The organism is candidate division WOR-3 bacterium, from assembly GCA_039802205.1.
Lineage (GTDB): Bacteria > Hydrothermota > Tepidihabitantia > SM23-42 > JAOAFX01 > JAOAFX01.
The window spans coordinates 1-13,767 of the sequence record JBDRWD010000069.1 but is presented as its reverse complement, the minus strand read 5'-3'; the positions used below and the strand labels follow the sequence as shown (position 1 = coordinate 13,767).

Sequence of the window (13,767 nt, the reverse complement as noted above, 5' to 3'; positions counted from 1 at the left end):
CATAAACCGTAACAACCGGATTGGAAGTCCAAGTATTGTTACTTGCATCTTTAAAAGTCAGCGTAAAATTCACACTGTAATTGTTCGGACAATTGTTAGCAACAGTAAAACGATAATAGGGACTCCCTAACACTGAATCATTCGCAGGAATATTCCCATACCAGGAGGAATCAATAGAAATAGAAACATAAGGATCAGACTCAGTCAATTTACCATAAACCCCCTGGGCCGTGGCAACACCAACATTCTTACCATAAATACCCAAATTCACCGTCTCACCCGGATTCACCTGACCATTACCACCAGAATCATTGATGATTGTTCTGCCTAATACGATATAAGGACCTGAGGGAGCTGTAACTATTGCATACCCTTCATAGGGAAAGTAATTATGTTTGGTAACGGTGATATACATTGTATCACCGGGTGTAGTGGGATTTATATTCAAAATTGCAACTCCGGAAGCATTGGTATAGGCAGAGACATGAACTTCAGGAACCTGGGTTTTTATCCAACAGCAGACGAGTGCATCTCTTAAAGGATTCCCACCACCGGTAACTGTCACTGTAAATTGCTGAGAACCAGGAAATACCACCGCATTATGGCTTACTGTCATATTCTGTGGTATATCAGTCCAAAAATCTAAAGATGGATCGTTAAAGAGATGATATGCTTCAAAATAATAACGCTTCAAACTGGAACTCGTATGATTTTCTATCCAGTATAAACCCCACTGGGTAAATCTACCAGTTTCATACAAACGGCCTGGGATCGAATCGGTGTAGATGGCATCAAAGTATCTTCGCTGTAGCCAGTCATCTTCATTCCAATATGTTGAGGGCACACTACCAAAGTAACAAATTCCACCCTTCCCACTCAATCTATCCCAGGTTTCACCAAAGCAATTCGTAGAATATTGATAATCACCAGTAAGACAGCAATGACCAGCCGGGAAACAATACATATCAAGATTGTTTGTAAGATTGGTTAGCTCAGTTACATTGAAATCCCCAGAATAACCTACCCACCATTCGGTCTGTCCCCCGTGTGCAGTATAGACCACCCAGGCACGGCCAGCATTAATTTGAGCAACGACCCTGCCTTCCTGCTCACCGCTTGCATAAACAAGGGTATCCACTTGGTACCCGTAAGGGACAAGGAGATTTCTACAATACCAGTTTGTTGCCATCCCGACGCTCTGATAATTTGCATCATAACCAGCAATAAAGCATGCCTTTTTTAGCCAAGCATAACCTGCAGAACCGAAGTTCGCATGCTCCCAGCGGATTGCCTTATTGACCACTGTATTTCCTTGAATTGTATCAAGAATCGATATACGCGCATAGAACATATCGGGGAGATAGGTATTTCCTTCATTTACCTCTGCATAATATAAATCAGTCTGGTCACCAGACGATGAACCGGTTTCAGAAGGTGGTAAGGCGATAGAACTTGAATTCGGGTCGCCCATTATTACCAAGAAAGTTGCCAATGGATTCTGGGATCTTATCGTATCGTTTATTGCCGAGGCAGTCCATCCTCCGGCATTCCACATCCGTACTTTATATCCCTTTTTCTTTTTCCACTGGGCAAGTTTGTTGGCAACGGTCTGGGCTTGACCATTGTAAAAGATATCATAATATACCGGTAACGGCGGAACGCCTCTAAGATATTCCGGATAGTTTATAACCATCCTTTTGATAAATTCTTCCCAGACTGGAGAAAAATCTTTCGCGATTACTCTTTGCGTCTCCAGGATGTCGCCCCCGATAAAATTCACTCTAACGGTGATATTGGTATAAACCCGGATTCTTCCTGTTACCGGATTGTAATGGATTGGATAAACCCTCAAGGTTGCCAGCCGGTGACCACGGGCTAATCCTCCATCGCCTTCGTAGATATCGGCAATTTTATCTGGATAATAGGCATCGGTAGAATAAGTTTTTTCATCCAAAATAAATTCGGCTTTAGCATTGGGTTTTTTAATCACGCTCGGAAGTGCTGGTGCAATTCTTTTATCAATTCCAAGTGCCATTAAATCAAATTCACTATACTTAAATGAAATCACCTCTACCCGAATCTCTGCCCTGTGAGGAACATCTACAACAGCAGTTACCATCGGCAAATTGGGTTTACCAATTTCACCAATAAAAGCGTATTCGTCTATTTTTAATAATGCAAAGACTTCTTTTCCAGTGTATGTTAGCTTGGTTGCATCATATTCGGAAACTTCGGCGCCAAATACTTTTATATTTAGTTGGACTGAGTTTTCATTGGCGGAGAGCAATTCTATTGCGGTCTTTTTTGGTATTTGTTCGGTACCAAAGGGTAGCCATTCAGCCCATAAAGATATTAATAACCCCGGGAGCAGGAATACCAACGCTCCCTTTCTTAAAACCAGGATTTTAGCCATAGAACCCCCTTTCGGCCTTCCCTGGTATATCGAGGTTTAAACCTAATAATAACCGCAGAACTATCCCTTTTACTATTATAGATATTAATCAATATTTTGCAAATGTCAAGGGTGAAAATTTAGACTTAAGTCTTGAAATATTAAAACGAAAGCCTCTTATTGATAATAAAATTCGGCTTCAAGCATAAAAGCACTTCCAAACAACCCAATCCCATTTTCAATTCCGCACTGAAGTTTGGATGCATCTATGTTGTAATTGACATAATTGCTATCGTAGACCCCTACCATCAACCGATAATATCCTGTGTCATAAAGGCAAGACCAGAAAGGCAGCTCCAAAATTGTATCTCCAACCATACCGTAAAAATTCCAGCATAGTAGCGAATCCTGATAATATAGCTCTAATCGTACCCATTGATGGCGATTCTTCCATTTAATTATCATTGTGTCCAACAATTGAACTGTATCACCATCTTCGGGAAAGATTATCTCGAATGAATCAGGTACAGTAGTCACACCTCTGATGGTATCAAACCCCTTCGCAGAAACCTGCAAATGATAGGTCTGGCTGTGAACAACAGGAAAAGTATCACGCGTTACAAATACTCCCAAGATTGAGTCTTCAACGAGTGTATCACATATCCCGTTTCCCGAAAGAATCACCTGCACATCTTCAAGGTCATAAATTGATTTCTCGTCCATTCCATAGATTCTATCAACGACTACTTTTTGATATGGACGATTATTTTTGAGAATACAAAAAACATTTAATTGCGGTTCAAATTCTTCATTATACTTTTGACAGAATAAAAAAATAAACAGAATCAATATTCCAAACAGTTTCGCTTTTCTTAACCGTCCACCGAAACCAAATATATTTGTCATATCCTGCCTTCTCCTGCCTCTCTGCCCTTTAGCCATCTTTAGCCCTTTTTCCGCCGTTTTTCGCCCTCAAATTATCATAATAATTTTTTCAAAACCTCACATTAAATCCAAAAGAAGGTATGGGAATCGCAATCGGTGGGATTGAATAGCCAACCCTTCTCGGTGGGTCATATTCCTGCCCGGTGTTGTAATCAAAATATTCATAATCATAGAAAAGTACATTCTTTCGTGCATAAAGATTAATAATGTCCAGATACCACCCACCATTCAATCCGAAGATTTTAATTTCTTTTTCGTAATGCAGGTCGAGTCTGTGGGAAATTGGAAGTCTGTAGGCGTCCCGGCTGCCTTTTATATACTGCCACCAGTAAACTGGATACTCATTAAGCGTGTCATTCTCCCATCCAAAAAATATCCGATATCGTGCTATCTCCAGGGCATAAGGTAGTCCCGTTCCCAGATACCAGCGTAAATCAAGTTTGCCATTTTTTAATAACGGAATTGACTTCGGTAGAACAAATCCGAAAACAATATTTAGATTATGCCTTCTATCATAGCGTGGAAAATAAGAGATATTTCCTACACTTCTTCTTGTATAACCGAATGTATAACTGACCCAGCCAAAATAATCTTTAAAACTTTTTTTAAGAAAGATATCTACACCTGTTGCATAGCCATTCCCGACACGCAAACTTTCAGTGGGCACACTGAAAAACATATCTTCTTCGCGGGGTATCAATAGATTGTAGTATTTCTTGTAATACCCTTCAATATTGAAATTTGTCCCTTCACCCAGCCATCGTTCAATTCCCGCTATAAAATGATAACCCACTGGCGGATGATGCGTGCTATCAACCGGTCGCCAGAAATCAAAAATAGAAAAATAAGATTCCTGACTATTTATAGTTATCAAGCACTGATTATATTTTCCCATTGAAACATTTAATGCTGAATTTTCTCTGTAACGATATTTCATCCCTAATCTGGGATTATACAGAAACCGATTGCCCTGATTATAGTAGATTAATCTTATCCCCGGCTGGATATAGAGAATTGGCTTTATCACCTGCCATTTATCCTGGAGATAAACTGCAACGAGATTAGAACTCTGCTTAGGTGGTCCGAATGTTCCCTCTTCAACCTCCCAGTGCTGCTTAACACCAAGATTTTCTTCCTGAAATCCAAAATCAAGTGTATGCTGCTCGCTATAAATATAAGAAAAGTCGCACTTGCCGGTCAAACTCTGTATCTTCTCATATAATCGCAGATTTGCGGTTGAATCATAGTAAACAATGTATCTTAAATCAGTAAAGAAATTGCTCCAGACACCAAGGATTTCGCCATATAGTTTCGGTGAAAACACCCGCCGCCATTTTCCCGATATACCACGATTTCCCCAGATTAGATCTACCTTATCTGATGGCGGGCCGCCTCCGGAGAATGAAATGACATCTGCGCCACCAAATCCAGTGATTGTAAATCTATTTTCACTGGATGGATTATAATTAACCTTCCCCACACCATCATAAAAATAATAAGGGAGTTCAATGTCTTTATTAAAGATATGGGCATATCCCCAAATTAAGGCATCAAAATATGTCCTTCTGCCACTGAAGAGAAAAGAACCTTTGGGGATCGGACCTTCAAAGAGTAATTTAGATGTTATCAAACCCACACTCGCATTGCCTTCATATTTTTTTGAATTACCTTCTTTGGTTGTCACATCAAGTACTGCAGATAATCTATCACCGTATTTTGCTGGGAACCCACCTGCATATAATTCTGCCTCTTTCACAGCATCGGGCTGGAATGTGGAAAAAAGTCCGAATAAATGGGTTGTGGGATTATAAATTATTATGCCATCAAGCAAAACCAAATTCTCATCCGGACTTCCACCCCGCACATATAATTTGCTTGATAAATCATGCATTCCTATAACACCTGGCATCAACTGCAATGTCTTTATCAAATCCGATTCAAAAAGGCCAGGTACCGACTTTATCTCCCGCTGGGTAAATGTGATATGGCTCACCTCCACACTCTTTTCAAATCTTTCCCGCTCCGCAGATACTACAACACCGGGCATTTCAATCGCTGATGGTTTTAATTCCACATTCAATGTCAAAACCTGCCTGGATTTTATCTCAATCTCTTTTAAAACTGGTTCATAACCAAGATAAGAAAATACAACTGTATATTTGCCTTCAGGGATACGCGAAATGTAGTAATACCCCTTTTCATCGGTGCTCGTGCCCATTGTAGTATTCTTCAAAATAACATCTGCATAACTGAGTTTTTCGCCGTTTTCCGCATCGGATACAAATCCCTTGATTGTGCCATATTCAGCCGGGTAGGTAAGAATTGTGGTCAAAAACAGTACAACGGATATCCTGTTCACCGCCAATTATATACTACAAGCATCATTTGTCAATACTGCTGACCTGGGTTTCCTCCATTTTTTTCTCGACAAAAAATAATTCTAATGTAGGGCGAGGCTTCAGCCTTGCAAAAAAAGCAAACCTGAGGGACCGCAGGGTAACCGGTAAAAAAAATTAGGCACAGACTTTAGCCTGCGGATAAATGTTTTTAAATCTTAGGGTATTTCGCACCTTACCAACGAAATATTCTTGGTGAGATTATAAAACTCCACAATTTGTTTGCGAATGGCGCTTGGGCATTTCGAATCTAAAATGCGCTGGTAATAGTTCTCATCGATTATCATATTACCTCCCGCATTTTAAAAAATTTTTTGCTGAGCATTTATATATATTAATAAATTTTTTTATCTTTTCAACCCAGAATATTCTTTTAGGGTGGATACCATGTCTTGAAACTCTGCATTTACCTCTTGACTTTTTACAAAAAAAAATTAAAATATTGTATAGGGTGAGTATGTCTTATCTTATCTTATCTTATCTTATCTTATATCACAAGAAAATGACCAACGGTATTTTATTGCCGATTTTAATAAAGATTCTTTCGGCTTTTTCTATGCGGAGTTTGCAAGATTTGTTTAAAATTGCTCCGCAACCGGACTTGTAGGACAAGGCTTTAGCCTTGCGAGGAGCCCGGTGGCACCGGAACAAAAAACATAGTGCCGAGAAAATTTCTGGTAGCCGCAGGCTTTAGCCTGCGCATGGTCTTTCTATTGAATGTAGCGCAACCTTCGGGTTGCGATAAAATGGAGGGCAAACCTTCAGGTTTGCGCTTTAAATTGTCGAGCAAGCTCAGCCACTACATTTAAGTATCCATCTCGTTTCTCTGGTTTTCACCGGAGAATAAAAAGGAGGTTGATATGAAAAATATATTATGTGTAATGTTAATAAGCGCAGGGCTCTGCCTTGCCCAGGATATCCACATCTGTGTGGATTCAAGTGCCAATGGTTATACACTCTTTTTGCAAAATCACGAAAGCATCAGTTATAGTCCGCTGCTTGATACTATACTAATCGTCGATCGGGGTTTTGTAAATTCCAATTATCTCAATACCACCTGCACTTCGGGCAACCTCTCAAACTTTGCCACCGAATTGACCTATCAAGGACAATTAGGACCTGCCCGTTATCCTACGGCAATTGCTGGTGTTGGTCTTTACATCTCATTTCCGTTTTTGATATCTGGTGCCTGGGGTGGGATGGGTGCACAGAAGATTACCGGTTCACCAGTTGATGTGGGGAATGGCGATTTAGATGTTCACAAGGTGATCGGTAAACAACTCCCCGACTCAAATCTCATTTTCATCGGGCTCACTATAAATAATGCAATCCTCGCGTACACATGGAATAAAGACCTGACACAGTTAATCGCCTCTACTTCCATTGCCACAAATGCCTCCTATGTTGGTTGTGATTGTAATGGGGGGACATTTTGTATCTTCTATAGAAGCCTTTCTGACTCATCAATCTATTATCGCACCACCATAGATGGTATAAACTGGGCACCACCTCAGCAATGGTCAATACCTTTAGCCGACTCATTGAGTATCGGCTATATGCAGATGGCATTGACCGATAATGGTGAACCGAGGATTGTCTTCGATGCCTATTCTGAAAGCGATAATACCAATCGGATATATGTTTCTTATGCATCAGGCGTGTCACCAGCATTACTTGTCTGCCTTCGTGATACCATATGTTTCTATCCCACGATTGCAACGGGTGGAAACTATTGTGCAGTTTTGTATTGCAGGTCAAGGAATATGGGAAGTGGTCCGGCAAACTGGTGGGATTTTTATATGGTATGGTCGTCGGATAATGGAATTACCTGGGGGCAACCGATAAATTGTACGCAATCCTTAACTTATAATCCTGGCTTACCACAATTGGCAAAAAGGATTGATACTTTGAGGATGCGCGCGTATTATATTTATCTTGCTCATATAGGTAATAATGATGACCCATACTGGACATTACTTTACGGAACCCCCACTTCCTGCCGGATTTATCTGGGAGTAAAGACCTATACAGGAATCAAGGAAATTTCGCAATCCGCAATCCGAAATCCGAAATTAGAAGTCTATCCAAATCCATTTAAGAATCACTGTGTGATTAAATTCCAAATCCCATACAATTCAACAATCTTCAATCCGAGATCAAAAATCCTGTTGAAGATTTACGATGTCTCCGGCCGGGTTGTTAAATCTTTTAATCCAGTATCAAGTCTCCAGAATCAAGTATCCAGCATCATCTGGGATGGCTGTGATAATTATGGATGCAGGATGCCGGCGGGTATCTATTTTGTGAAATTAAAGACAGGTGATTACGCCTTAGCAGAAAAAATGCTTTTGGTGAGATAACATCCGTTTTTTCGGTAGAAAGTAGCATCAAATTTAATATTGGGTTAAAAATTTCACCAGAATTAATGCAATCAAACAGTTGCGTAATACTTTGCTCACCATCGGCTTTTTACTTTTTAAGAAATGCCATAGATAACCGATTACGAGCATAAGTAAAATCAAAGATAATGCCAGGAGAATGCTCAAACCGGTATTCAAGGTCGGTCCAAAATAATGGGCGAAGTTATTTTTGACATTTAAAACTGAACCATAGACAATCATTATATGGACAAAGTAAATCAAAAAAGATTCCTGCCCGATTGCTCCAAAAAAATCCAAAATCCTGCTCGTCTTGGATTCAAAAAGCAAGAATACACTGATTAAGATTAACAATAATCCAGTGCGCAGATAGAACAGATTAAAATTTTCTATCTTCATTAAAAAGGAAGAACCAAAGAAGACGCATCCAGAAATAAATATGAGAATATTGAGAAGTCTGCTTTCCATCTTTTGACTCACCTCATAAAACAGCATGCCGAACATCAAGCCAAATATTAAATATGAAGCAAAAGGAAATAAAGGAAAATTTGAGCCAAATTTGGGGGTTAATAATTGGGTGAAGAAGTTTGGTGATTTGATGTTGTTATTTACTGCGGGAGTAAAATAGAGAATCAGCAGCACGCCGATTATTGAACCGGTGATTATCATTCTCTTCTCTTTTACAAAAATCAAAATTATCTGGAGCAATAAAATCGTCCAGCCAATTGTCTGGAGGATATCACACTGAAAAAATTGTGTAATTTCTTCTTTTGAGGTCTGGGTCAGTAATTGATAAAGTGAGAATCTCGGCATATGGAGGAAATATCCAGCGAGTAGAATCGGTAAGATTCTTATAAGGCGCTGTTTTAAGATTTTCTGCCATTTTAAATCTTTTTTTCTCAACACGGAAAGTGCCAATCCGCAACCACTCGCAATGAGAAAAGCAGGAGCGGTAAGCCCTCTCAAGAGATGCATAAATTGATACAAACCTGTCCTTTTTGCTTGTGGGGTAAGGACCGCATCCAGGGTATGCCCCTGGATCATCATTATCACGGCATAAGCCTTTAAAAGATCAAGGAATCTAAAACGCTTCAATTCTTATTTATATTCTTTTGCTGCCTCTTCACCCGTAAGGACGCGCAAAACACCGAGTGCCAGTGCCTCCATCTCTCCTTCGCCCGGATATACAAAAAATTTAGGGCACAAAAATTCTATCCAGGATTTTAATGTATTAACAAATTTTTCTGAATGGGCAATACCCCCGGTGATGATTATCGCATCAATTTCGCCTTTCAGCACCACCGCATATGCACCGACTTCTTTTGCTATTTGGTAAATCATGCCGTTATAAACCAGTTCCGCATATTTATCGCCCCGGGCAATCTTTTTCTCCACTTCTTGGATATCATCGGTGCCAAGATAAGAGAGTAAACCACCTTCGCGCAAAAGTTTTTTCTTTATCTCGGATTCACTATATTTTCCACTGAAACATAATTCCACCAGAGGAATCGTCGGCAATGCACCAGTTCTTTGTGGTGAAAATGGCCCATCCTCATTTGCATTTGATGAATCAACCTGTTTGCCCTTCAGATGGGCGGCAACAGTTATACCGGTCCCGAGATGGACAATAACAAAATTGCACTCTTCGTACGGCTTTTTTAATTCTTTCGCTGCCTTCTTTGCCACCATCCTCACATTCAGGGCGTGGCTCAATGCCTTCCGGTTTATCTCTTTCAACCCCGAAAACCTGGATAATTCCCAGAATTCATCTACTGATACTGGGTCAACAAAATAGGCATTCACACCGACACTATCCGCCACTTCTTTGGCAATCATTGCCCCCAGGAGCGAAGGATGTTCTGATTGGTAATTACCGTTTTTGATATCCTCAATCAATTTTTCATTTACCAGATATGTCCCACTCGTCAAAGGTTTGAGTGGACCGCCACGACCCACGACCGCGTGTAAATTTTTCAATTCAAAATTTTTGCTTTTGAGATACTCAATCACTTTATCCCTTCGCCAGTGATACTGATCAATAACATTCGGGAATCGTTTTAATTCTTCTGGACTGTGACGAATATTTTCCTCCAATATCGGTTGATTATTTTTAAAAACCGCAATCCTGGTGGACCCAGCACCGGGGTTTATCACCAAAATATAGTAATCCATAATACCTCCCTATTTCTTTTTTTCCAATAATTTCAAAAAATTTGAATCCGGTATTACGCCCAATTTTTTTAAAACTTCCACATCACTGCGGGCTTTGTCTAAATCGCCTTGTGTATAATAGGCGACTGCCCGATTATAATAAGCCGGTGCATAGTTTGAATCAAATTCAATCGCCCGATTATAGTCCTGGATCGCCTTCTCCACTTCGTTTAAATCAAGATAGATATTACCGCGATTATTGTAGGCATGGGCAAAATTGGGCTTTAACTTAATAGCCTGGTTATAATCCTCAAGTGCTTGCTCAAGATTTCCGATACGGGTAAAAGCCACTGCTCGGTTATAAAGGGCATCCACATTTAAGGAGTCTATTTGGAGTGCTTTTGTATAATGCTCAATCGCCCCCTCAAGCTCACCATAGATAAATAAGATATCTCCCTTGCTCAAATATGCTACTGCCAGATAAGGGTCATGGACTATTGCCTTGTCATAATATTCCATTGCCTGATTAAAATTTCGTAAATTAAAATAAAATACTCCGAGATTGTAGTAAGCTTCTGCACTCTTTGGATTCAATTGGAGAGCCCGAGCCAAATCATTATATGCCTTATCATATTCACCAATCCTGACATATATCGCCCCCCGGTCTACATAGCCCATGGCAAAATTGGGCTGGATATTAAGTGCCGCAGTAAAATCAGCAATCGCCTTCTCATATTGACCGAGTCGTTCATATGCCGAACCCCGGTTGAAATATGGTAATTCCAGTTCCGGGGAATACTCTATCGCTTTATTAAAATCTTCAATTGCCTTTTCATACTCACCAATGAATTTATAGGCATTGCCCCGGTTATTATAGGCGATACCATTTTGGGGATATTTTTTTAAAACATCAGTCCACAGTGTGATACTATCCCTCCAGATCTTACACCGGTTAAAAGAATTGAAACCAAGAAGTAAAAAAATCACTATCAGGAGCATGATCAAGATATTTTTAAGCACCATTGAAGTTGCCCATTTTTTATTATATAACCAATCAATTAATAACCCGAAGATAAAAAACAATCCGATTGAAGGAATATATACATAACGGTCCGCGGCGATCGCTGGTGCCACCAGGGGAATCAACTGGCTGACCGGGAGTAAGGTTATTATAAAAAATAATGAACCAAAAATTATTTTATGAGTAAATCTCTTTGTCCAAATAATAAAGTATACGATAGCGCCAACGATGAGCGGCGCAATAAAAAACATTATCGGCAGAGATTTTTCAAAATTATCTGGATAAGGATAAAATGCCGACAAATTTACGGGCAACATCAATTTATAGAGATAGAACAGAAGGTTATAGAAAAAAACCAAAATGTGCTTCAAATAATTAACGAAAGGCAACGAACCAGAACCTTGAAAATGAATATTGATTATCCCTACTAATAATGCGGGTACCAGGTAGGGGATCTTTGAATAGACCTGTTTTATGGAAAACCTTTTTTCATAGTAATAATCAAGAAGAATTAATACCAATGGTAAGGTAACCGCCATTGGTTTTGATAATAGAGAAAAAATAAAAAGTAGAAGCGAGGAAAAATAGTAAATCTTTTTCTCATTTTGCTTATAGAAATGATAAAGGAGCAGACTATTCAAAAAGAAAAATGAATAGAGCATATCCTTTCTTTCGGTCGCCCAGGCAACTGATTCAACATGCAGTGGATGAATCCCAAAGAGCAAACCGACAATTGCAGAAATCAACAGATTACCGGTCAAAAGGTAGATCAAATAGAAAACAAGAATTACATTTAATAAATGTAAAAAGAGATTTATAAAATGAGTAACAAAAGGATTGAGTCCTAAGAATTTATTCTCAAGAGCAAAGGATAAAACCGTAAGGGGAATATAAGTTCCTACATAACCCGATGAAAAAATCTCTTTAATGTTCTTCCACGAAAGTTCTTTTATTGAATGGTTGGCAGTAATCAAGTGGTAATCATCCCAGTTGCAATAGCCGTTTTGCAAACAGGGAAAAAGGGAGATAAAAGTAAATATCAATATTCCGCTGACTAAAATTATTATCTTTATCTGAGGGGATAGTTTCATAGTTCCTTCTCCCGGGGATGGTGTTCACGATGCACTTGTTTTAGGTATTCGCGATCAATATGGGTATATATCTGGGTCGTGGAAATATCAGAATGTCCTAATAGTTCCTGAACCGCTCTCAAATCCGCCCCTGCCTGTAGTAAATGGGTCGCAAAGGAATGACGGAAGGTATGGGGTGTAACTTTTTTTCTTATCCCGGATTTAATAAGGTATTTACGCAGAATTTTCAAAAAACCCATGCGGGAGAGTTTATTACCCCGGGCGTTTAAAATGAGATACGGGCTCTTCTTTTTTTTCATCAACGCGGGTCGTCCCTGCTGAAGATATTCTTGGATTGCCTGAAGTGCCTTTTTTCCAAAGGGCACAAATCGCTGTTTATTGCCTTTGCCGATGATACTCAATAATTCTTCTTTGGTCATAATGTCACTTATTTTAAGATTAAGCAACTCCGAAATGCGCAAACCTGAACCATAGAGCAATTCCAGGCAGACCCGATCTCTCAAACCCGCGGGTGTCTTTTCATCGGCCGATTCAATGATTGCATTCACTTCTTCAATAGACAAAGTCTGGGGCAATTTCCTGCCGACCTTCAAAACCTCTAAATCCTCCGCCGGATTTTTATCTATGCAGTTATTAGAGTAAAGAAATGCATAATAAGACCGCATCGCGGAAATCTTGCGATTGATTGAAACTGGGCTTAAGCCCATATCAAAAAGGGAGTGAATAAAACTACGCAGGTCTTCGGTCTTTACCGAAATTAAATCTTTATTCTGAGTCTTTAAAAATAATCCCAATTGTTTTATATCCCGTAAATATGCTTGAATAGTGTTCAATTCACTGCCTTGACTTATCAAAAAATTCTCAAAGTCGTTTAAGTTCAATTCATCCGGCATGATATGGATTATGATAACTAAAATCTATGTTTAGTCAAGAAAGTAATGGCGGCACGAGCGTTTTATATTCCAGATAAAAAGTTGGATGGAAAAATCATAATTTTATTTGTTCGATAATTTTAGAATTATAAAATAATGGGGTTATATAATAAACAGAGACTCTACGATGGGAATATGAATAATTCGTTTTTAGAGTATAAACCTATCTACACCAATTTTATTTTCTACTTTAACGAAAAAATGAATCTGATGATTCTTCACCTTACAATCATTATCTTCTGGCTTTTCTTCTCTCTTTCGCCGGCAAGGATTAAAAAATAGATACCAGAATTGTAATGACCGGAATTGAGATTGTAAGTATAATTACCTGGTTCAAAAATACCATCAACGATCATTTCAACCTGTAGCAATCGTGGGATAGAAACATATGGTATCACGAAGGCGGACAAGTAATGCTGGTGACACGCCTGATGCATAAGAAACATATATCCGATTGGTAT

General features: G+C 39.2%; 10 protein-coding genes. 1 reads left to right on the top strand and 9 read right to left on the bottom strand.

Annotated elements, in window-relative coordinates; genetic code table 11:
- From ABIL39_11090 to ABIL39_11075, 4 genes are all read right to left on the bottom strand, one after another.
- Window positions 1–2,413, bottom strand: a 2,413-nt coding sequence (locus tag ABIL39_11090) for a C25 family cysteine peptidase (protein ID MEO0166668.1), incomplete at its 3' end; no start/stop codon positions are given.
- Between the two features lie 156 nt (window positions 2,414–2,569).
- Window positions 2,570–3,298, bottom strand: coding sequence for a DUF4249 family protein (locus ABIL39_11085; GenBank protein ID MEO0166667.1), 729 nt, complete (start codon window positions 3,296–3,298; stop codon window positions 2,570–2,572).
- 88 nt (window positions 3,299–3,386) lie between these two features.
- Window positions 3,387–5,696, bottom strand: coding sequence for a TonB-dependent receptor (locus tag ABIL39_11080; protein ID MEO0166666.1), 2,310 nt, complete (start codon window positions 5,694–5,696; stop codon window positions 3,387–3,389).
- A 195-nt stretch (window positions 5,697–5,891) separates the two neighbouring features.
- A complete protein-coding gene (locus ABIL39_11075; protein ID MEO0166665.1) occupies window positions 5,892–6,020 on the bottom strand; it encodes a hypothetical protein in 129 nt (42 codons plus the stop codon).
- Window positions 6,021–6,593: 573 nt separating this feature from the next.
- Here ABIL39_11075 and ABIL39_11070 point away from each other — a divergent pair.
- Window positions 6,594–8,093 (top strand): T9SS type A sorting domain-containing protein, encoded by a 1,500-nt coding sequence (locus tag ABIL39_11070; protein MEO0166664.1) that lies wholly within the window; start codon window positions 6,594–6,596, stop codon window positions 8,091–8,093.
- A gap of 33 nt (window positions 8,094–8,126) precedes the next feature.
- Here the strand turns inward: ABIL39_11070 and ABIL39_11065 are convergent, their stop codons facing one another.
- From ABIL39_11065 to ABIL39_11045, 5 genes are all read right to left on the bottom strand, one after another.
- Window positions 8,127–9,206: an acyltransferase gene (locus ABIL39_11065; protein MEO0166663.1), complete on the bottom strand. Its 1,080-nt coding sequence runs from the start codon at window positions 9,204–9,206 to the stop codon at window positions 8,127–8,129.
- A 3-nt stretch (window positions 9,207–9,209) separates the two neighbouring features.
- Window positions 9,210–10,283, bottom strand: coding sequence for a butyrate kinase (buk, locus tag ABIL39_11060; GenBank protein ID MEO0166662.1), 1,074 nt, complete (start codon window positions 10,281–10,283; stop codon window positions 9,210–9,212).
- Window positions 10,284–10,292: 9 nt separating this feature from the next.
- Entirely contained in the window at window positions 10,293–12,374 is a 2,082-nt protein-coding gene (locus ABIL39_11055) for a tetratricopeptide repeat protein (GenBank protein ID MEO0166661.1), read from the bottom strand.
- A complete protein-coding gene (gene xerD, locus ABIL39_11050; protein ID MEO0166660.1) occupies window positions 12,371–13,267 on the bottom strand; it encodes a site-specific tyrosine recombinase XerD in 897 nt (298 codons plus the stop codon). Before xerD ends, ABIL39_11055 begins: the two co-directional genes overlap by 4 nt.
- A gap of 257 nt (window positions 13,268–13,524) precedes the next feature.
- Complete coding sequence (locus tag ABIL39_11045; GenBank protein MEO0166659.1) at window positions 13,525–13,662, bottom strand: hypothetical protein; 138 nt, start codon at window positions 13,660–13,662, stop codon at window positions 13,525–13,527.
- Between the last annotated feature and the right edge of the window lie 105 nt (window positions 13,663–13,767).

What these genes read in the sequence shown, in the direction of transcription:
- ABIL39_11055 (MEO0166661.1), bottom strand. Translation starts at nt 12,374, where the DNA reads ATGAAACTATCCCCTCAGATAAAGATAATAATTTTAGTCAGCGGAATA.
- ABIL39_11085 (MEO0166667.1), bottom strand. Translation starts at nt 3,298, where the DNA reads ATGACAAATATATTTGGTTTCGGTGGACGGTTAAGAAAAGCGAAACTG.
- ABIL39_11075 (MEO0166665.1), bottom strand. Translation starts at nt 6,020, where the DNA reads ATGATAATCGATGAGAACTATTACCAGCGCATTTTAGATTCGAAATGC.
- buk (MEO0166662.1), bottom strand. Translation starts at nt 10,283, where the DNA reads ATGGATTACTATATTTTGGTGATAAACCCCGGTGCTGGGTCCACCAGG.
- xerD (MEO0166660.1), bottom strand. Translation starts at nt 13,267, where the DNA reads ATGCCGGATGAATTGAACTTAAACGACTTTGAGAATTTTTTGATAAGT.
- ABIL39_11045 (MEO0166659.1), bottom strand. Translation starts at nt 13,662, where the DNA reads ATGATCGTTGATGGTATTTTTGAACCAGGTAATTATACTTACAATCTC.
- ABIL39_11070 (MEO0166664.1), top strand. Translation starts at nt 6,594, where the DNA reads ATGAAAAATATATTATGTGTAATGTTAATAAGCGCAGGGCTCTGCCTT.